The organism is Dokdonia sp. PRO95, assembly GCF_000355805.1.
In the GTDB taxonomy this organism is placed as follows: Bacteria; Bacteroidota; Bacteroidia; order Flavobacteriales; family Flavobacteriaceae; genus Dokdonia.
Window position 1 is genome coordinate 1,275,077 of record NZ_CM001837.1, and the last position, 19,008, is coordinate 1,294,084.

The window sequence follows — 19,008 nt, forward strand, 5'->3', positions numbered from 1 at the left end:
TTAATTTTTACTCATGTTTTCAGACAATAAGAAAGGAAAAGGACCTGATCTATCTAACCAGCAGAACCGCATAAGCCAGGGTACAACGCTTAAAGGTGATGTCACCTCAGAAGGTGGTTTTCGTATTGATGGCGTTATACATGGTAATATTACCTCACCTAATAAAATTGTAATAGGTAAAACAGGTGTGGTACTAGGAACCCTTATTTGTAATGATGCAGATGTAGAAGGGAAAATAGAAGGTAAACTAGAAATTAAGAACCTTCTTTCTATAAAAACAGCTGCTCATATTGAGGGCGAAGTAATTACAGGTAAGCTAGCTGTAGAGCCAGGGGCGACCTTCAATGCATCATGCGTTATGAAGGGAAGCGTAAAAACACTGTCTAATGGCAAAGGAAAAGAAGGGCGCTCAGCTTAATAGGTGGGTTAAATTTTCTACCATACCTTTTCAGATGGGAGCAACCATCTACTTAGGTAATTTACTAGGAACATGGCTCGATGTGAGATATGAAACAGAGTGGGTGGAAACAACAATCACATTAATTGCAGTTTTTCTTTCTATTTATATTGTAATCAAAGGGGTTATACAACTTAACAAGTAGTCGTGATAAAAAAAATACTCCTCTATGTTGCTGTCGCTGTGGCTACTTTTTTTATCAGTTACAGCTTACATAATTATATATTGATCTCTATAGACAATACCCCTCCTTATAATTTGAGAGATGTATATATCTTTCATCTATCATTATCACTTTTTATCGTTTTGTCATTTGAGTTGATCATTTATTTTTTAAAGGAATTTAAAGATCAAATAGGATTTTTATACTTAGGGTCTATTGTCTTAAAAATGATGCTCTTCTTTGTTATTTTTAGAGAATTACTGTCAACAAGCTTACAATTGTCAAAAACAGATAAATTATCATTACTCATTCCTATTGCTATTTTCATAATTTATGAGGTGATGATAGTTGTTAAAATGCTAAACAGAGCGGATTAATTTTGAAATAATTAAGAAATGCATTTTATTTTCAAGAAAATGAGTATTTTTGCACAAAATTTAAGGTTACGTTATTTATTGAAAATTTAAGAATGAAGGTAGCATCAAAATCAATCACACTTTTAGTATTAGTTTTTGTTCTTAGTATTCCCTTTTACGCTTTCGCGAAAGCGGATACTGGAAAGACTGGAGAAAAAGGAAATCCGGTTAATACTAAAGAGGAGGTAAAGGCTTACATACAGCATCACTTAAAGGATTCTCACGACTTCCATTTATTCTCAACTTTTGATGATAATGGGGTAGAGCACCACTGGGGTTTCCCGCTTCCTGTTATGTTATGGGGAGAAAACGGATTTACTGCTTTTATGTCTTCAGAGTTTCATCATGATGATGAAGGTCAGGTAATCGTAACTAAAGGTGAAAGCCGCTTTGTGAAAAATCACGGTCGCATCTACGAGCTTGAGCCAGGAGCAACAAGTCTTACTTATGATGAAGATCACCACGCAACAAATGCTTCAAAACCTTTTGATCTTTCAATCACAAAAAGCGTTTTTGGTATTATACTAATAGGGCTTTTAATGTTAATCTGGTTCTCAGGATTAGCAAGACAATACAAGAAAAAAAATATTCCAACTGGATTTGCACGAGTACTTGAGCCTCTAGTAATTTATGTGAGAGACGAAATAGCAAAACCGAACATTGGGGAGAGCTACAGAAAATTTACAGGATACCTTCTTACAGTATTCTTTTTTATCTGGATACTTAACTTAGTAGGATTAATGCCATTTGGTTTTAACGTTACGGGTCAAATCGCAGTAACTGCAGCACTGGCTGTTATTACATTAGTGATTTATGTATTTAGCGGTAACAAACACTTCTGGGGTCACATGTTATGGATGCCAGGTATACCTTATGTATTCAGACCATTATTAGGTGTTATTGAGCTTGCAGGTACATTGGTTATTAAGCCATTCTCATTGTTAGTTCGTTTATTTGCAAACATTACGGCAGGGCATACTGTTGTTATGAGTCTTGTTGCTGTGGGAATCTTGTTGCAAGATTCGCTTAGCGTTGCGGGATCTACAATAGTATCATTATTCTTATCTGCATTTATTATGCTTATCGAATTGCTAGTAGCATTTCTACAGGCTTATATATTTACTACGCTATCAGCATTATTTATTGGTATGGCTGTAGCAGATGATCATCATGACGAGGAGTTGCATGATGAGCATGGTGAAACGATAGAGGATACAGAAGTTATTAGAAAGAACTTCACTTAATTAAGAATTTTTATTTGTTTAATTTTTTATATACACTATTATGTCTTTAGCATTAGTACAAGAAGTAGCACCAATGATCCCAAATTTAGTGGGAGCTGGTTTAGTAGTAATTGGAGGTGGTATCGGTCTTGGTAAGATTGGTGGAGCTGCAATGGAAGGAATTGCTCGTCAGCCTGAGGCTGCTGGTAAGATCCAGACTGCGATGATTATCGTTGCTGCACTTTTAGAAGGACTTGCATTTGGAGCACTTATCTTAGGATCGTAATCCAAGTCAACCTTAAAATTCAACTCCCTGCAACGGTTGGTTGCAGGAGTTGAATTTAATTAAACAAAGATTAAAAGAACAAAGAATCACTTTTGAGATGGAACAATTATTAGAGAATTTTTCACTTGACCTGTTTGTAAAACAAACAATCCTTTTTTTATTGATCATATTTTTGATGGTAAAATTTGCTTGGAAGCCTATTATGAATGCTCTTAACGAGCGTGAAGAAGGTATTCAAGGAGCTCTAGATGCTGCTAAAAAAGCAAAGCTAGATATGCAAAACCTTCAAGCTGATAACGAGAAGCTTTTAAAAGAAGCACGTGCTGAGCGTGAGTCTATGCTTAAAGAAGCTCGTGAGATGAAGACAAAAATGATTGATGATGCCAAGGCGGAGGCTAAGGTGGAAGCAGATAAAATGGTGTCACAAGCACAAGCAGCAATTGAGGCAGAGCGCAAAAGTGCTATCGCAGATCTTAAAGGTCAAGTTGCAGCACTTTCTGTAGAAATTGCAGAGAAGGTTGTTAAGAGTGAACTTACAAATAAAGGAAAGCAACTAGAACTCGTAGATGAGATGCTAGGTAATGCAACTTTAAACTAATAGAATTTAAGCCGCCATCACTATGAGTAGAGCAGCAATAAGATATGCAAAAGCAGTACTAGATCTGTCAAAAGATAATGGTACTATTGAGGCAGTTTTAAATGATATGAAATCTGTTACAGCAACGCTAGAGGAAAGTAAAGGTCTTCGCAATGCTCTTAACAGCCCAATTATCAAGGCAGATGATAAGCGTGCCGTATTAAGACAAGTATTTACAGATGGAACAAAGGAGACTCTTGGTCTTATAGATGTTCTTGTTGATAATAAAAGAGCTGACTTGTTAGGAGGCGTAGCACAAAGTTTTATTACAGAATATAATAAAGCGAATAAGATAGAGGCTGCAACGGTAACAACAGCAATAGCGTTAACACCAGAGCTAGAGACTAAAGTGCTAGCAAAAGTGACTGAGCTTACTGGAAGTACGAATGTTACTTTAACTAATGTGATTGATGAGAGCATTATAGGTGGTTTTGTGCTACGTGTAGGTGATACGCAGTACAATGCTAGTATCGCTAGCCAGTTAAGTAAATTAAAAAGAGAATTTAGTAACAGTTTATAAATAAACGGCTCATCGTGAGGTGAGAAAAATTTCGCGAAAGCGAACTTATAAATTTAGATCAAATGGCAGAAGTTAAACCAGCAGAAGTTTCGGCAATTTTAAAGAAACAACTTTCAGGTTTTGAAGCAACAGCTTCCCTTGACGAAGTAGGAACAGTACTAACTGTGGGTGATGGTATCGCTCGTATTTACGGACTTGCAAACGCACAATATGGTGAGCTTGTAGAGTTTGAAAGCGGTCTTGAGGCAATTGTTCTTAACCTTGAAGAAGATAACGTAGGGGTTGTACTCTTAGGTACTTCTTCATCTATTAAAGAAGGTGATACCGTAAAACGTACACAACGTATCGCATCTATCCAGGTAGGTGAGGGTATTACTGGACGTGTGGTAAACACGTTAGGTCTTCCTATTGATGGAAAGGGACCTATCGCTGGAGAAACTTATGAGATGCCACTTGAGCGTAAAGCGCCTGGTGTTGTTTTTCGTGAGCCAGTAACAGAGCCATTACAAACAGGTATTAAGGCAATTGATGCTATGATACCAGTAGGTAGAGGGCAGCGTGAGCTTGTAATTGGTGACCGTCAGACAGGTAAGTCTACTGTTTGTATTGACACTATCCTTAACCAAAAAGAATTTTACGATGCTGGTGAGCCAGTACACTGTATATATGTAGCTATTGGACAGAAAGCTTCTACTGTTGCACTTATTGCACAGGTACTAGAAGATGCTGGAGCAATGGCATACACAACTATCGTAGCGGCAAATGCATCAGATCCTGCAGCAATGCAAGTATATGCACCATTTGCTGGAGCTGCAATTGGAGAGTACTTTAGAGATACAGGTCGTCCTGCATTAATCATTTATGATGATTTATCTAAGCAAGCAGTTGCATACCGTGAGGTATCACTTCTTCTTCGTCGTCCACCGGGACGTGAGGCATACCCTGGAGATGTATTCTTCTTACACTCTAGATTACTTGAGCGTGCTGCAAAGGTGATTAATGATGATGCTATTGCAAAAACAATGAATGATCTTCCAGATAGTCTTAAGCCTATCGTAAAAGGAGGAGGATCACTTACTGCACTTCCTATTATTGAGACACAAGCAGGTGACGTATCTGCTTATATCCCTACAAACGTAATTTCTATTACAGACGGGCAAATCTTCTTAGATGGAGATTTATTTAACTCTGGTGTACGTCCAGCTATTAACGTAGGTATCTCGGTATCACGTGTAGGAGGTAACGCGCAGATTAAGTCAATGAAGAAAGTATCTGGTACACTTAAGCTGGATCAAGCAGCTTTCCGTGAACTAGAAGCGTTTGCAAAGTTTGGATCAGATTTAGATGCTGCTACCCTTAACGTAATCGAAAAAGGAAAGCGTAACGTAGAGATACTTAAGCAAGCAGAAAATACGCCATTTACAGTAGAGGATCAGATTGCAATTATTTATGCAGGATCTAAAAACTTATTACGTGACGTGCCTGTAAACAGAGTTAAAGAATTTGAAGCAGAATATATCGAGTTCTTAAACGCAAAGCACAGAGGTATCCTTGATACACTTAAGTCTGGAAAGCTTACAGATGAAGTTACAGATACACTTGTAGCAGTAGCAAAAGACCTATCTGCTAACTATAACTAGTAGAATTTCGCTTTGGCGAAAAATATAATTCAACAACTCCCGCGCAAGCGGGAGACTTGTCAAAATTAAAGACAAATCGTGCCTAGCAAGTCTTACTTGTAAACACGGGAATTTATACAAGATGGCAAACTTAAAGGAAATAAGAAACAGAATTTCATCAGTATCTTCTACGATGCAGATTACCAGTGCTATGAAAATGGTATCTGCTGCAAAGTTGAAGAAAGCACAAGATGCAATTACAGCAATGCGCCCATATTCTGATAAGCTTACTGAGCTTTTACAGAACTTAAGTGCAACGCTAGAAGGAGATTCTGGAAGCAAACTCGCAGAAGATCGTGAGATTAATAAGGTACTTATTGTAGCTATTTCATCAAACAGAGGTCTTGCAGGAGCTTTTAATACAAATATTATTAAAGGTGTAAATGCACGTGTTGCTGCAAAGTATGCTGGCAAAGAAGTGCACCTAGTAACCTTAGGTAAAAAAGCAGATGCTATACTTGGTAAGACTTTTAAGGTAATCGAAAATAATAATGATATTTACGATGATCTTACTTTTGATAACGTATCAGCTATTGCAGAAGATTTAATGGCTCGTTTTGAAGCTGGTGAATATGACCGTATAGACATCATTTACAACAAGTTTAAAAATGCAGCAACGCAAATTGTTACTCCTGAGCAGTTTCTACCTATCGTAGCAACCGTACAAGAAGAAACAACTGCCACTGCAGATTATATCTTTGAGCCGTCTAAAGAAGAGATTGTAGAAGGATTAATTCCTAAAGCATTAAAGACACAGCTTTTTAAAGGTATAAGAGACTCTGTAGCATCAGAACACGGTGCACGTATGACTGCGATGCACAAAGCAACAGATAACGCAACAGAGCTTAGAGATGCACTTAAGTTGCAATATAACAAAGCACGTCAAGCGGCTATTACAAATGAGATACTCGAGATTGTAGGTGGTGCAGAAGCTTTAAATAACTAGTATTGATTTAAAATATCACTATTATAACTTATAGAGTAAACCCCAATCGGAAACGGTTGGGTTTTTTATTGCATATTTACTGAGGGAACACGCATATTACTTAATAGTTATGCATAAGGATTTATTTAATTTTCTTAATAATAATCTTTACTATCTTTATGGCAAGGGTTTTGAATATTAACCCAAAACAACCAATTATGAAAATGTACAAACTACTAGCGCTTTTAAGTATAGGTTTTTCCTCTTTATTATTAACCCAATGTAAGTCTAGCGCTGTGTCAGAAGCTCAAGAAACTATGGTACTATCTCAACCATCCTTTGCATCAAGTCCAGCATATTATAATACGTATGTGGCCGGTATGGCTCAAGCAGGCTCGGGAGTAGAGTTTTATTTAGATATAGAAGCATTAGAAGCAGATGTGGTATTAGAGAATGTTTATTTTCGCGAAAGCGTTGGAAAATTTATGCGTGGTAGTGATAATTATGTTGCTCGTTTTAGAACGGACCAAGGTCGCAATCAAGATCTAGTGATGTCTGATAACATAGAAGATGAGGCGGTAAATACTCCTCCTGTTCAAAATGACGTATTTCCATTTAAATTATCACCATCTGAAGCTGGTATAACGTATCGCGATAACGGAGTGCTTAAATACGCTAAAATCACAAACGTTATAAAGAAAGAAACTAAAGCCTACCCTAGTCAGAAACCACGTGGTGGTCGTAACTAGTTGCTAGTATAATTTCTGTACTTTTGGCTACTTAAATACAAAATTATTTGAGTTCTCTTAAAAGCCTTTTCAAACACACCTTTGTGTATGGTCTAGCGACGGTATTACCGCGCGTGCTTACGGCTTTACTCACACGTCTCTATACCGGATATTTACCAGATAAGGAGGCCTTTGGAGAAGTGACAATCGTATTTTCTTATGTGATGATATTCAACGTGCTTCTGACGTACGGAATGGAAACCGCTTTTTTTAGATTTTTTAATGATGATAAGTATAGTGCTAAGACGCTATCTACATCGCTCATAGCCTTACTGGTCTCTACTGTTGCATTCACAATTATAGCATTTTTGGGTATTGACACGCTATCTCAAATATCCGACGTTCCCGTTACATACTGGCGATGGGTTATCCTCATTATTGCATTTGATACACTCACCGTGATCCCTTTTGCATACATGAGAGCGCAAAAGAAGTCTGGAACATATGCACTTATAAAATTGCTCAATGTTGTTATCTCAACAGGACTCTCTGTACTTCTTTTAGTATGGCTACCTGGTTTAGATGGGGTTGCTACTTGGTTACCCTCAGACAAGATAGAGCTCGTTTTCATAGCATTTTGTTTACCAAGTATTCTCACTTTTTTAATTGTGATCAAGCCATATTTTGTAAAGTGGTCTTTTGATGCAGACTTGTGGAAAAAGATGCTTACCTATGGAGCGCCTGTATTACTGGCAGGTTTAGCTTTTACAATTAATGAATCTTTTGACAAGATTCTATTAGAAAAGTTACTACCAGAAGACATCGCCAAAGGGGAAGTGGCTATTTATGGCGCCTGCTATAAATTATCGATTGGTATGACACTGTTTGCTACTGCATTTAGAATTGGGATTGAACCTTTCTTTTTTAGCGAAGCAAAAAATGAAAATGCACAAGTCATGTATGCTCAGATTACAAAGGCATTTGTAGTCTTAGGCTCTATTGCATTATTTGCTTATGTGGTCCTCGTAGACGTTGTAAAAGTAATGTTACTCGATGGAGAAGAGTACTGGGAAGGCATGTACATCGTGCCACTTATTCTCGTAGCATACCTGTTTTTTGGAATTTATCAAACGCTGTCCGTTTGGTATAAAGTGACAGATAAAACTAGATATGGCGCTTATATTTCAGTTGCAGGGGCATTACTTACCATAGTGATAAATGTCTTACTCATCCCAAAAATAGGATATCTCGCCAGTGCCATTGCTACCTGTAGTGCTTATGGATTAATGATGGTCGTATCTTATCTCATGGGACGTAAACATTTGGCAGTTCCTTATGATGTAAAAAATATACTTTTGTATCTAGTCATGAGTATTGCATTTTCTTGTCTTTTCTTCTATGGTTTTAGAGATTATTTTGGTGTTGGGAGCTTACCATTGTATCTTGTAGGAGTCGGTATGATTGTAGTGCTAATAGGCTTTATTAGCTTTCGCGAAAAAGAGCTTTTATTAAGATTGTTAAAAAGAAAATAAAGTCAACTCTTAGTTTAATAAAAACACCGCAGCTGCGGAATTGAAATAGATTATAATGAAGATTAAAGTCATTAATAAAAGTGCACACGCACTTCCTCACTATGAAACCATTGCTAGTGCAGGAATGGATTTACGTGCAAATATCACAGAGTCAATCACGATAGGATCATTAGAAAGAGCCATCGTTCCTACCGGGATATTTATGGAACTTCCTATAGGTGTTGAGGCGCAAGTAAGACCACGTAGCGGACTAGCTGCCAAAAAAGGAGTCACCGTACTCAACGCTCCAGGAACCATAGATGCAGATTATAGAGGGGAAGTGGGAGTAATCCTTGTGAATCTATCTAATGAACCGTTTACTATTGAAAATGGTGAACGCATAGCACAGATGGTAATTGCAAAACATGAGCAAGGACAATGGGAAGAAGTAACAGAACTTTCAACCACAGATCGTGGTGAAGGCGGTTTTGGGAGTACTGGTGTAAAATAGATAACTATGAAGAAATTTATAACTTTATTTATAATATTAATATCATTTAGCCTTAATGCACAGTCTAATCCTGAGCAAATTATTGAGGATTTTTTTAGTGACTATCAGTCTAAAGGTGTGGTTCAAGCCATTGACAATATTTATGCAAGTAATCCTTGGATAAATACTCAAACTGACGCAATAATTAACTTAAAGAATAAAATGAGTGACCTCACCGAGGAATACATTGGTAAACTGCACGGTCGAGATTTAATAACTAAGAAAGAATTTTCGGATAAATATGTGATTTATACATATTTAGTAAGATATGATAGGCAACCTGTAAGATTCACCTTTGAGTTTTACAAGCCTAAGAATGAATGGCGTATACATTCATTTAAATATAATGGGGATGAATTTGAGTCAGAACTTGAAGAACTAACCAGATTGTACAATTTAGACTTAGAGAATAAAAACTAAGTAATCCATATAAATGGAATAAATAAAGATTTATAAAAGATGAAGATAATAGTACCAATGGCCGGACTCGGCTCGAGATTAAGACCACATAGTTTAACAATACCTAAACCACTAATTCCTGTTGCAGGAGCACCTATTGTGCATCGTTTAGTGCGTGATATTGCAAAAATTTTAAAGCAACCAGTAGACGAGATTGCTTTTATACTTGGTGATCCTACATTTTTTGGGGATGCTGTAATTGCACAACTTGAGGAACTTGCACAAAGCCTTGGTGCAAAAGCATCTATTTATCGTCAGGGAGCGCCATTAGGAACTGGTCACGCTATTATGAGTGCAGAGCCTTCTTTAAGTGGTCCAGCAGTAATCGCATATGCAGATGCACTAATACGTGCAGATCTGGAGCTAGATCCAAAGGCAGATAGTGTAATCTGGACTAAGAAAGTGCCTAATCCAGAAGCTTACGGAGTTGTAAAACTTAATGAGAAGGATGAGATTGTAGAGCTTGTAGAGAAGCCAGAATCATTTGTATCTGATCAAGCTGTCATAGGTATATATTATTTTAAGGATGTAGCCGTTCTTAAAGAGAAGCTTCAAGAAGTGCTAGATGAAAATCTAATGAATGGAGGTGAATACCAGATTAACGATGGTATAAAGAAAATGATGGCAGAAGGTCGTATTTTCAAAACTGGAACCGTAGATGAGTGGATGGATTGTGGTAATAAAGAGGTTGCCATAGATACTAATTCTAAGATGTTACAGTTCTTACACGATGAGAAGGAAGAGCAACTCATAGCAGACTCTGTTGTAAATGAGAACTCAACGATTATTGAGCCTTGTTTTATAGGTAAAAACGTAGTTCTTAAAAATTGTACCATAGGTCCAGGTGTTGCGATTGGAGCTGGCACAACTATTGAAGATAGTACCATAAGCCATAGCTTAATCCAAAAGGATAGTGTTATTAAAAACGCACAGTGGACAGAAGCCATGATAGGTAACAAAGTACAGTATAACGGGGAGCACACACGTGTAAGTCTTGGAGACTACACAGTGATGAAATAATCTAAAGTGATGAATAAAGGAATTTACATACTCATATTAACGGTGTTTTTTACGCTTTCGCGAAAGCGTATGAACGCACAGCAACCGCAAGAGATAACACCTTTTGCAGATGAGAATGTAGATGACTTAGGTGATGTGTCAGATGCTTTTCAAACCGCTTTTTTTGAAGCTCTTAAGCAAAAGGGGATTGAAAATTATGAACGCGCCATTACCTCACTAAATAAGTGTATCGCTCTAGAACCTGAACTTGCCATATTGTTTTTTGAAAGAGGTAAAAACCAAGTCTTTCTCAAAAACTATGATGAAGCTGCTTCAGATTTTAATACGTACTTAGATATTAAACCTAATGATGTAGATGTTTTAGAGGCGCTATATGAGGTCTACTTTCAGCAGCAGGACTATGAGTCTGCTGCCTCCACAGTAAAAAAACTTATAGGTTTTGATGTGCAGTACAAGGAAGATCTTGCGCGTATTTATACTAGCACAAAGCGATACGAAGAAGCACTTGACCTCATAGAAGAGCTCGATAATGAGATAGGTGGTGATATATATCGAGATCGCTTGAAAAGTAAATTATACAGACTTTCTGGTAATACGAATAGACAGGTAAAGGAGATAGAAAAAAACATTGCATCAAATCCAAAGAGCGAGGCAGAGTATCTCAAACTTATATTACTGTATAGTGAGCAAGGCGACACGCAAAAGGCATACGAAACAGCACTTGAGCTGCAAAAGGTAAACCCATATGCAGACGAGGTCCACCTAGCTTTATACAAGTTTAACCTTAATGATGGGAAGATTGATGACGCAATTAGCTCTATGCAAAAGGTACTTGAGAGCACTCGAATGAGTCCGCCAGCGAAGCATCGCGTGCTTAATGATTTTGTACTCTTTGTAAATAGAAATCCCAAGTACGAGCCAGCGCTTGAGCGAGCTATTGCAATTTTTGACACCCAAGTAGCAGATGCAAATATTTATCAAGAACTAGCTACATATTATATCCAAAAAGGAAATAAAGCTAAGGCCTTACCATACCTTACTAAAGCGTTAGATAGTGAGCCAGAAAATCTCGAGCTTATAAAAAATACAAGTTTATTATTGCTAGATGCAGGTGATTTTGAAAAAGTAGAAGATGTAGTGGCAGACGGTCTTGATTTATACCCATCGCAGCCGTTATTGTATCTTACTTATGGCGTGGCATTAAATAAACAGGGTAAGTTCAAAGCTGCTATTAATCAGTTGGAACTTGGTGTAGACTATATTATTGAAGATTTGTTGATGGAGATGGACTTTTACAAGCAACTAGGTGATGCACATACTGGTGATGGTGATGCTGTAAAGGCAGCTCGTTATTACAGTAAGGTAAAAGAACTTAAAGCACAAGGAAATTAATGAAGAAGCTAGGCTACATATTATTAGTAATAGTGCTCGCAAGTTGCGGAGGGGCAAAGAAAGTTACTACCACAGAGACGGTAGAAGATATTTCTTCTAAGCGCCTTGTAAAGGAATATTATAATAATGCGATAGATTTTACAACTTTTGACGCTCGTACAAAAATTAAGTATAGGGATAAAAAAGGAACTAAACCTACAGTTACTCTTACTATCCGTATTGAAAAGGATAAACAAATCTGGATGAATGCATCCTTGATAGGTTTTTCTGGTGCTCGTGCTTTAATAACTCCACAAAAGGTGCAGTTTTATGATAAGCTCAACAATCAGTACTTTGACGGTGACTTTGCATTTTTAAGTCAGTATCTCGGTGTAGAAATAGACTTTTTCCAATTGCAGCGTTTACTTACTGGGCAAACTGTGTATGACTTGAGAGAAGGGAAGTATACGTTTAAAGAAACTCAAAATGGCTACGAGGTTACTCCAAGAAAGCAACTTGATGAAGTTAGTTTATTTTTTGGGATTAATACTCAAAACTTTGTTACTCAAGAACAACGCATAGAGCAAAAGGATAATGGAGGATCACTTGATATTGCATATGGTGATTATAAAGAAGTAGGAAATAAAATCTTTCCTTTCTTGCTAGATATCCTCGCAGATGATGGTAAGAATCAATCACAGGTTCAAATTGAGTATCGCGATATTGATTTAAACGGAGAAGTACGCATGCCATTCTCTATTCCTTCTGGTTACCAAGAAATCAAGCTCAATGCAAAAAAGTAAGTTAGCATACACCTTTATTGTAAGCTGTTTCTTGACGTTGTTTATGTCTCAAGCAGCCTTTGGGCAGAGTGCAAAGCAAAGACAGCTAGAACAACGCAGAGAGGCTCTTAAAAAGGAAATGCAGCAATTGCAACGCTTGCGCGAAACAAATAAGAAGAAAGAAATATCTATCCTCACACAAGTAGAAGATCTAGATACAAAAATTAGACTGCGATCAGACCTTATTAAAATAACTAACAGTCAGGCCAACTTGCTCACTCGTGAGATTAATGAGAACCTCGAGAAAATGGAAAATCTACGCAAGGAACTTGCTATTCTCAAAGAAGACTATAGTGATATGATACGTAAGTCTTATAAAAGCAAGAGTGGTCAGAGTAAGATTATGTTCCTCTTATCTAGTGAGAGCTTCAAACAAGCATATAAGCGTACGCAATACATGAAGCAGTATGCAAATTACCGCAAGAAACAAGGCTTGCAAATTAAGGAGCGCACCACACTTATTCAAGAAACAAATAAGAAGCTAGTAAAACAAAAAGGTGATAAGGAAGCCCTTATTGCAGAGAATCGTATAGCTAGACGAGAGCTTGATAAAGAGAAAGAACGTCAAGATGAGCTTGTAAAAGAGATTAGAAAAAAATCAAGTAGTTACATTGCCCAGATTAAAACTAAACAACGAGAGGCAGATCGCATAGATAGACAAATAGATAAACTCATTGCAGATGCTATTGCAGCAAGTAATAAAAAGGCAGGAAAGTCGGCTAGCAGTAAGACATTTGCTATGACTCCTGCAGAGGTTGCACTAGCTAAAGAGTTTTCTGGAAACAAAGGAAGATTAATATGGCCAGTAGTGCGAGGTAGAGTCACTCGTCGCTTTGGTAAATCTGCACACCCTACGCTACCTGGAATCACACTTACTAATAGCGGTGTAGATATTGAGACAGCACCAGACGCAGCAGTGAGAGCCGTGTTTGCCGGAGAGGTTACTCAAATACAGGATATGCAAGGAGGTGCCATTACAGTTTTTATACGTCATGGAGATTATCTTACTGTCTATACAAATCTTAAGAGTATCAAGGTGAAGCAGGGCGACCAAGTTTCCTTTAAGCAAGAGATAGGACAAGTAACGCGCAATGCCTTTAGCGGTAAGAGTATTCTTAAATTTTCGGTACGTAAAAACACTTCAAAACTCAATCCAGCAGACTGGGTACTTAATATGTAATGTTCTTTTTGCGCTTTCGCGAAAGCGTACTTCTAAATATCATTTGGCACTTCATTTATGTTTTTTGTAATAAGCTTAACATAAGCGTGTTGTATAAGTTTTAAATTTAAGGCTATGAAACATCTTAGCCTCTTACTCTTAATTTTATTCGCTTCAATTATTAGTGCTCAAAACACTACAACCACGGCAGAACCTCGTTTTTCTCTAAACTCGATAGGTGCGCTACCTAGTAATGTAGGAGAACCCAATAAAGAATTTTATGATCAAACACGCACGCTACTTGTGGGTACATCTTTAGGTTATAAGTCTAGCTTGCAAGGTGGGATATCAAGGTCACGTGTAGGTAATGACGAGGTGCTTGAGTTTCCTCTTATTTTTAGATATCAAGCCACAAAGGGTATAAGTGCATACCTGGGCGTACAAGGACAAGTGGTGAGAGGACCTAATACTAATGGGGCGTTGTTTACAGAACTTTCTCCTACCATGGGAGTTGATGTGCAATTTACACCAGAGTGGGATGCAGGTATTCAGTTTGTGGCACCCGTATATCAAAATAGTGCTGCGCCTGCAGTAAGCTACGAGCTATCACACCCTATGAGATTAAGAACAGGGATTAAATTTTAGTGTTTACTAGGCTTGCAAACTTTAGCACAACCATAACACTTTTTAATACTCTCTTATTACAATAAAGCGCTCATTAAAAGTAATTTAGTGGTAAATTTAAAAAGAGAAGATTATGAACAGCACAGAACTAGAAGGAAAGTGGAATCAAGTAAAAGGAGAGTTTAAACAGAAATACGGAAAGCACTTTGACGACGACGAGACATTTGCAGATGGAAAATTTGATGAAGTTGTAGGTCGTATCCAAGAAAAAACTGGAAAAACCAAAGAAGCTATTAAAGAAGAAGTAGAGAAGTGGTAAACACCACAAGCATAAAAAAAAGCCTCGAATTGGAGGCTTTTTTGCGTTATATAAATAAAGCTTTAAGCTCTGTTGCGTCTTCTGGTTTCATCTTACCAGCGAGCACAAGAGATAGTTGCTTACGTCGCAGTGCGGCGTCATATCGTTTCTTCTCAAGATCAGACTCTGGAGTTACCTGTGGTACTAGAACTGGGATTCCTTGCTCATCTACGGCAACAAAGGTATAAATTGCTTCATTAGCCTGCGATTTTAAGCCGCTTTCACGGTCTTCTATCCACACATCAATTACTATCTCCATAGAGGTTCTAAAAGCGCGAGAAATCTTTGCTTCTACAGTTACTACACTTCCTAGAGGAACCATGCGGTTAAAGGCTACGTGGTTTACAGATGCAGTTACTACAATACGACGAGAGTGTCGTCTTGCAGCAATACTTGCAGCTCTATCCATACGAGCGAGTAACTCACCTCCAAAGAGATTACCCAAAGGGTTAGTCTCACTAGGTAGTACTAAGTCTGTTAGTATAGTTTTTGAATCAGTAGGCGTACGTGCTTCCATTACATTTCAATTTTGGCGCAAAGGTACGTCAAACTCGAAAGGTTAAAAATGAAAATGTGAAAAGGATTAATTCATTTCTTGTACAAGAAGCCATGCTTCTTTGTTATCTGTACTGCGTATTGATTTTAATGCAGCTAGTGCTTCTTGTGAGTCTGTATAGCTTCCATACACTACTTGATGAAGGCCATATTTATTAGTTCCTATCTTGCGAGCCTTAAAACCTTGTTCTGTAAGTTGGTCCACACGTGTTTGTGCATTTTCTTCCATACGGAAAGCTCCTGCAACAATGTGATAGCTCCCTACAGGCTTTGTAAGTGATAGCTTAATCGCTGGTAGCGGATTAGGTATCTCAAAAGTAGCTTCTTGAATTTTATCTTCAAGTTGCTCTTTTGCCTCTTGATGAGACACATAGTTATGCTGCTCTACATCTTTTACATAGTTAAATCCTACAGCGCCTATAAGTCCAAAAGCGATTACAGCCGCAGCTGCATACTTCATCCACGAGCTCGTTGCCTTGCGTTCTGGAGTAAAAGCTATAGGAGTTGTGCTTTCTAGAGCAGTAACTTCTTCTTTGTATACTTCTCTTAAAATCTCTGGAGAGGTAAATGAAGAAAGACCAAAAGAATCTGTAAGATAATTAAGGTGGTATGATGGCTCAAACTGTAACCTGCTTTCTGTGTCTAGAGAAAGAGTACCTATGTTTGATAGTGTTTGTGCTTCTCCCTTATGAAGACTGTCAAATAGAAAACGAACGTATGTTTTAATACGAGTACTCGCTTCCTCATGAGGGATCATCTCAGTTTTAGAAATATAATTTGCTAGCAATCCATCGCTATCTGTAAGTTGCGCGTTAAAAGAAAGTTTCTTCTTGGGCGGGTAGAAGGCATGGGTTGTTGAGTGAATCTGTGCACTCTGGATCTGAGTCAAAAAAGCCCCAAAACCAGGTAATATCACACATTCATATCTATATAATAAATCGCTTATGTACTGATCTAACTGCATAATTCAAAATTAATCAAAATGCATAACCCTCCAAGATTTAGTGATTTATTTTATTAACAGATATAATAGTTGTTACTTAGATGTCTTAAAATCAACAGTTAATGTCCGAAAAAGAATTACTTTCCTTGCTTACATTACAACATACTCCTAATCTAGGTGATGGTACCATCAAGAAATTAATACAACAATTTGGGAGTGCAGAGGAGGTACTAAAACAGTCCAAAACCACGCTTCTCAAAATAGATGGGATAGGAAATCATAAACTTAGTGCCTTCGGTGAGGAGAAGTATTACGCTTTCGCGAAAGAAGAACTTTCTTTCATTCAGTCTAATGATATTAAGCCAACTACCTACACAGACCCAGACTATCCACAGCGGTTGAAATATTGTATAGACGGACCAGTTGTTCTCTTTTCTCGAGGGAATATTAACTGGAATAATCCGCGAGTCATAAGTATTGTGGGAACTCGTAAAATCACTACTTATGGTGAGCATTTCTTAAAAAAGTTCATAAAAGAGATAGCTCCGCTCAATCCACTTATTATTTCGGGATTTGCTTATGGAGTAGATATTACAGCTCATAAAGCGTGTATTGACCACGGTTTACAAAACATAGGCGTACTTGCTCACGGCCTTAATCAAGTGTATCCTAAAGTACACAGCAAGTATATGAGCGGAGTAGAGGCAAACGGAGGTTTTGTTACAGATTTCTGGAGTCGTAGTAGTTTTGTGCATACTAACTTCTTGCAGCGCAACCGGATTATAGCAGGCCTCTCTGAAGCGACTATTGTGATTGAATCTGCCGAGAAAGGAGGTTCTCTTGTCACTGCAGATTTTGCAAATGGCTACAATCGCGATGTATTTGCGGTACCAGGTCGAGCAGACGATAAGCAAAGTTTAGGGTGTAATAATCTCATCAAACAACAACGAGCAAATCTCATGACAAGCGCAGCCGACCTTGTGTATATTCTCAACTGGAAACTAGAAGAAAAACAGCAGCCAGCCGTTCAAAAACAACTTTTTGTAGAACTCACAGAAGAAGAAAAGGTCGTGTGGCGATTCCTTAACGAGAATGGAAAAGAGCTTATGGATATTATTGCTCTCAACTGCAAGCTACCCACTTTTAAAATCGCGAGTATATTATTGCAAATGGAACTTAAAGGAGTGGTAAGACCATTGCCAGGGAAGTTGTTTGAGTTGACTTAATCTTTGAAATATTTTAAGAGGTTTGGTTATGAGTTAGTTACTCTCATCGTAAGTGTGTACTTTATAGATAATGCACTTATAAGAGGTTGAGAACATTTTCGCGAAAGCGAAATTAAAACACAATGACCTAATAGTTAGTTGTTTATATTTTTGGCACGCCGTTTGAATACTGTTAAGGGAATCAAAAAACAAACAGTATGAAAACGATCAAACATTTTTTTGCAGTAGCGCTCGTCGCCGTGTTGTTTACTTCTTGTTATACAGAAGAGATCGTAGTAGTAGATCCTTATGTTGAAGTAAATAATGGACCTTCACTTAACCAAGTGTTAAGTCAGTATGAAATATTTTATGTAGATATTGATGCCTCTTCCGGTAACCTTACCGTGCCGTTTTTACAAAAGGCATTTACAGTATCCTTTAGAAATGGAACCATCTTTGCAAACAATAACTTATCTGGTCTAGGTCAGAACGGTGGAGGATTTGGTATTGATGTAGGAGCATATGACACCTTTGACTATGAGCTAGATGCATACCATGATCTAGATGGTGATTATTCCTTTGATGTTCGTGTATTATCTAGCAATGAGATAGAGTTATTTCACCCATCAACTGGAGCAGTTTATATTCTAGTAGGATACCAGAGAAGCACTTTTGATTATGACTTGGTTTTTTATAACAACATCCATTACTTCTTACAGGAATTTGAAGCTTGGGAGAAAATATACACCAGTGAAGAAGGAGAAATAAATCCTTTTGATAATGAGAATTTCTTACAGTTTTTACCTGCGGGACAGTCTGGAAACTTTAGAAGCTCTGAAGATGGAAACGGAACATCTACAAATAATATCTTTTGGGACTATGATGGAATCTATGATGTAAATGATGTGCCTGGAGATTTCTACTTAAAGACTTTAACATTAGATTATAATTTTCCAGACAATGAGTTCTTTGACCTTACCGTTATTGATGATGAAACGATAGAGCTGTTTCAAGTAAATACAGGAACTACTTACCAGTTTAGAGGTAGAGGTTATATCCAGTTTAGAACAGCAACAGATGGAAAGAGTAAAAATGCTCCGAAACTTCGTAAGAAAACGGCAGACATTAAAGCAGAAATAAAAGCGCTTACCGAAAAGAAAGCAGCAGCGCTTAAAAAGTAACAATCACTGCACTAACCATAGCAGTGTAGTTTAAGATTTTTTGGTTGGTTATTTAGTTGGAGAATCCTCACCTAAGTGTTACTTAGTGTGGGGATTCTCTTTTTTATGAAGTGACTCATGTAAGCAAGATTTTACAGAAACATAGATAATCTACTCAAATGTTAGGTAAGGGTTAATATACTTTCAGATTTACTAA

At 37.6% G+C, this 19,008-nt stretch carries 23 protein-coding genes; 20 read left to right on the plus strand and 3 right to left on the minus strand.

Annotation, left to right across the window (positions count from 1 at the left end; genetic code table 11):
* The first annotated feature begins 13 nt into the window (after positions 1-13).
* Positions 14-418, plus strand: a complete 405-nt coding sequence (locus D017_RS05525; protein ID WP_035335147.1) for a polymer-forming cytoskeletal protein — start codon at positions 14-16, stop codon at positions 416-418.
* On the plus strand, positions 387-602 hold the full coding sequence (locus D017_RS05530) for an AtpZ/AtpI family protein (protein WP_035335148.1): 216 nt from the start codon (positions 387-389) through the stop codon (positions 600-602). Before D017_RS05525 ends, D017_RS05530 begins: the two co-directional genes overlap by 32 nt.
* 205 nt (positions 603-807) lie before the next feature.
* Here D017_RS05530 and D017_RS15505 read toward each other — a convergent pair whose 3' ends face one another.
* Positions 808-948: a hypothetical protein gene (locus D017_RS15505; RefSeq protein ID WP_160164962.1), complete on the minus strand. Its 141-nt coding sequence runs from the start codon at positions 946-948 to the stop codon at positions 808-810.
* A gap of 141 nt (positions 949-1,089) precedes the next feature.
* On the opposite strand from D017_RS15505, the gene atpB reads away from it, so the two are divergent.
* The 16 genes from atpB to D017_RS05615 all read left to right on the plus strand — a co-directional run bounded on the left by atpB (position 1,090) and on the right by D017_RS05615 (position 14,889).
* Positions 1,090-2,280: a F0F1 ATP synthase subunit A gene (gene atpB / locus D017_RS05540; RefSeq protein WP_035335150.1), complete on the plus strand. Its 1,191-nt coding sequence runs from the start codon at positions 1,090-1,092 to the stop codon at positions 2,278-2,280.
* A gap of 40 nt (positions 2,281-2,320) precedes the next feature.
* The gene (atpE, locus tag D017_RS05545) at positions 2,321-2,545 is read left to right on the plus strand and encodes an ATP synthase F0 subunit C (protein ID WP_275450825.1); all 225 of its coding nucleotides are present in this window, start codon (positions 2,321-2,323) and stop codon (positions 2,543-2,545) included.
* A gap of 97 nt (positions 2,546-2,642) precedes the next feature.
* Complete coding sequence (locus D017_RS05550) at positions 2,643-3,143, plus strand: F0F1 ATP synthase subunit B (RefSeq protein WP_035335153.1); 501 nt, start codon at positions 2,643-2,645, stop codon at positions 3,141-3,143.
* Between the two features lie 22 nt (positions 3,144-3,165).
* Positions 3,166-3,702 carry an ATP synthase F1 subunit delta gene (gene atpH, locus D017_RS05555; RefSeq protein WP_035335154.1) on the plus strand — a complete coding sequence of 179 codons (537 nt, stop codon included), beginning with the start codon at positions 3,166-3,168 and terminating at the stop codon, positions 3,700-3,702.
* 62 nt (positions 3,703-3,764) lie between these two features.
* On the plus strand, positions 3,765-5,342 hold the full coding sequence (gene atpA / locus D017_RS05560) for a F0F1 ATP synthase subunit alpha (RefSeq protein WP_035326318.1): 1,578 nt from the start codon (positions 3,765-3,767) through the stop codon (positions 5,340-5,342).
* 121 nt (positions 5,343-5,463) lie between these two features.
* Positions 5,464-6,327 (plus strand): ATP synthase F1 subunit gamma, encoded by an 864-nt coding sequence (gene atpG, locus D017_RS05565; RefSeq protein WP_035326320.1) that lies wholly within the window; start codon positions 5,464-5,466, stop codon positions 6,325-6,327.
* Between the two features lie 197 nt (positions 6,328-6,524).
* On the plus strand, positions 6,525-7,055 hold the full coding sequence (locus tag D017_RS05570; RefSeq protein WP_035335157.1) for a hypothetical protein: 531 nt from the start codon (positions 6,525-6,527) through the stop codon (positions 7,053-7,055).
* A 47-nt stretch (positions 7,056-7,102) separates the two neighbouring features.
* Positions 7,103-8,566 (plus strand): polysaccharide biosynthesis C-terminal domain-containing protein, encoded by a 1,464-nt coding sequence (locus tag D017_RS05575; protein WP_035335159.1) that lies wholly within the window; start codon positions 7,103-7,105, stop codon positions 8,564-8,566.
* 55 nt (positions 8,567-8,621) lie between these two features.
* A complete protein-coding gene (dut, locus tag D017_RS05580) occupies positions 8,622-9,056 on the plus strand; it encodes a dUTP diphosphatase (RefSeq protein ID WP_035335161.1) in 435 nt (144 codons plus the stop codon).
* A 6-nt stretch (positions 9,057-9,062) separates the two neighbouring features.
* Entirely contained in the window at positions 9,063-9,515 is a 453-nt protein-coding gene (locus tag D017_RS05585; RefSeq protein ID WP_035335163.1) for a hypothetical protein, read from the plus strand.
* 39 nt (positions 9,516-9,554) lie between these two features.
* Positions 9,555-10,574, plus strand: coding sequence for a sugar phosphate nucleotidyltransferase (locus tag D017_RS05590; protein WP_035335165.1), 1,020 nt, complete (start codon positions 9,555-9,557; stop codon positions 10,572-10,574).
* Positions 10,575-10,583: 9 nt separating this feature from the next.
* Positions 10,584-11,966, plus strand: coding sequence for a tetratricopeptide repeat protein (locus tag D017_RS05595; RefSeq protein WP_035335166.1), 1,383 nt, complete (start codon positions 10,584-10,586; stop codon positions 11,964-11,966).
* Positions 11,966-12,748: a DUF4292 domain-containing protein gene (locus D017_RS05600; protein ID WP_035335168.1), complete on the plus strand. Its 783-nt coding sequence runs from the start codon at positions 11,966-11,968 to the stop codon at positions 12,746-12,748. The genes D017_RS05595 and D017_RS05600 overlap by 1 nt, the downstream gene beginning before the upstream one ends.
* The gene (locus tag D017_RS15510) at positions 12,735-13,967 is read left to right on the plus strand and encodes a peptidoglycan DD-metalloendopeptidase family protein (RefSeq protein WP_035335169.1); all 1,233 of its coding nucleotides are present in this window, start codon (positions 12,735-12,737) and stop codon (positions 13,965-13,967) included. Before D017_RS05600 ends, D017_RS15510 begins: the two co-directional genes overlap by 14 nt.
* 114 nt (positions 13,968-14,081) lie before the next feature.
* Positions 14,082-14,591, plus strand: coding sequence for a hypothetical protein (locus tag D017_RS05610; RefSeq protein ID WP_035335170.1), 510 nt, complete (start codon positions 14,082-14,084; stop codon positions 14,589-14,591).
* 112 nt (positions 14,592-14,703) lie between these two features.
* Complete coding sequence (locus D017_RS05615) at positions 14,704-14,889, plus strand: CsbD family protein (RefSeq protein ID WP_035335171.1); 186 nt, start codon at positions 14,704-14,706, stop codon at positions 14,887-14,889.
* A gap of 46 nt (positions 14,890-14,935) precedes the next feature.
* Here D017_RS05615 and D017_RS05620 read toward each other — a convergent pair whose 3' ends face one another.
* A complete protein-coding gene (locus D017_RS05620) occupies positions 14,936-15,445 on the minus strand; it encodes an acyl-CoA thioesterase (RefSeq protein ID WP_035335172.1) in 510 nt (169 codons plus the stop codon).
* 66 nt (positions 15,446-15,511) lie between these two features.
* Positions 15,512-16,447 carry an SPOR domain-containing protein gene (locus tag D017_RS05625; protein ID WP_035335173.1) on the minus strand — a complete coding sequence of 312 codons (936 nt, stop codon included), beginning with the start codon at positions 16,445-16,447 and terminating at the stop codon, positions 15,512-15,514.
* 101 nt (positions 16,448-16,548) lie between these two features.
* Between D017_RS05625 and dprA the strand changes: the two genes are divergently transcribed.
* The gene (gene dprA / locus D017_RS05630; RefSeq protein ID WP_035335175.1) at positions 16,549-17,652 is read left to right on the plus strand and encodes a DNA-processing protein DprA; all 1,104 of its coding nucleotides are present in this window, start codon (positions 16,549-16,551) and stop codon (positions 17,650-17,652) included.
* Between the two features lie 197 nt (positions 17,653-17,849).
* Positions 17,850-18,812, plus strand: a complete 963-nt coding sequence (locus D017_RS05635; protein WP_035335176.1) for a hypothetical protein — start codon at positions 17,850-17,852, stop codon at positions 18,810-18,812.
* Positions 18,813-19,008 lie beyond the last annotated feature (196 nt).

Excerpts from the sequence above, each read along its gene's own strand:
- D017_RS05570 (WP_035335157.1), top strand. The coding sequence starts at position 6,525 with ATGAAAATGTACAAACTACTAGCGCTTTTAAGTATAGGTTTTTCCTCT.
- atpG (WP_035326320.1), top strand. The coding sequence starts at position 5,464 with ATGGCAAACTTAAAGGAAATAAGAAACAGAATTTCATCAGTATCTTCT.
- D017_RS05610 (WP_035335170.1), top strand. The coding sequence starts at position 14,082 with ATGAAACATCTTAGCCTCTTACTCTTAATTTTATTCGCTTCAATTATT.
- atpH (WP_035335154.1), top strand. The coding sequence starts at position 3,166 with ATGAGTAGAGCAGCAATAAGATATGCAAAAGCAGTACTAGATCTGTCA.
- D017_RS05525 (WP_035335147.1), top strand. The coding sequence starts at position 14 with ATGTTTTCAGACAATAAGAAAGGAAAAGGACCTGATCTATCTAACCAG.
- D017_RS05635 (WP_035335176.1), top strand. The coding sequence starts at position 17,850 with ATGAAAACGATCAAACATTTTTTTGCAGTAGCGCTCGTCGCCGTGTTG.
- D017_RS05530 (WP_035335148.1), top strand. The coding sequence starts at position 387 with ATGGCAAAGGAAAAGAAGGGCGCTCAGCTTAATAGGTGGGTTAAATTT.
- D017_RS05585 (WP_035335163.1), top strand. The coding sequence starts at position 9,063 with ATGAAGAAATTTATAACTTTATTTATAATATTAATATCATTTAGCCTT.
- D017_RS15505 (WP_160164962.1), bottom strand. The coding sequence starts at position 948 with ATGAAAATAGCAATAGGAATGAGTAATGATAATTTATCTGTTTTTGAC.
- D017_RS05550 (WP_035335153.1), top strand. The coding sequence starts at position 2,643 with ATGGAACAATTATTAGAGAATTTTTCACTTGACCTGTTTGTAAAACAA.
- atpE (WP_275450825.1), top strand. The coding sequence starts at position 2,321 with ATGTCTTTAGCATTAGTACAAGAAGTAGCACCAATGATCCCAAATTTA.
- D017_RS05620 (WP_035335172.1), bottom strand. The coding sequence starts at position 15,445 with ATGGAAGCACGTACGCCTACTGATTCAAAAACTATACTAACAGACTTA.
- D017_RS05595 (WP_035335166.1), top strand. The coding sequence starts at position 10,584 with ATGAATAAAGGAATTTACATACTCATATTAACGGTGTTTTTTACGCTT.
- dprA (WP_035335175.1), top strand. The coding sequence starts at position 16,549 with ATGTCCGAAAAAGAATTACTTTCCTTGCTTACATTACAACATACTCCT.
- D017_RS05590 (WP_035335165.1), top strand. The coding sequence starts at position 9,555 with ATGAAGATAATAGTACCAATGGCCGGACTCGGCTCGAGATTAAGACCA.
- D017_RS15510 (WP_035335169.1), top strand. The coding sequence starts at position 12,735 with ATGCAAAAAAGTAAGTTAGCATACACCTTTATTGTAAGCTGTTTCTTG.
- atpA (WP_035326318.1), top strand. The coding sequence starts at position 3,765 with ATGGCAGAAGTTAAACCAGCAGAAGTTTCGGCAATTTTAAAGAAACAA.
- D017_RS05600 (WP_035335168.1), top strand. The coding sequence starts at position 11,966 with ATGAAGAAGCTAGGCTACATATTATTAGTAATAGTGCTCGCAAGTTGC.
- dut (WP_035335161.1), top strand. The coding sequence starts at position 8,622 with ATGAAGATTAAAGTCATTAATAAAAGTGCACACGCACTTCCTCACTAT.
- D017_RS05615 (WP_035335171.1), top strand. The coding sequence starts at position 14,704 with ATGAACAGCACAGAACTAGAAGGAAAGTGGAATCAAGTAAAAGGAGAG.
- D017_RS05625 (WP_035335173.1), bottom strand. The coding sequence starts at position 16,447 with ATGCAGTTAGATCAGTACATAAGCGATTTATTATATAGATATGAATGT.
- atpB (WP_035335150.1), top strand. The coding sequence starts at position 1,090 with ATGAAGGTAGCATCAAAATCAATCACACTTTTAGTATTAGTTTTTGTT.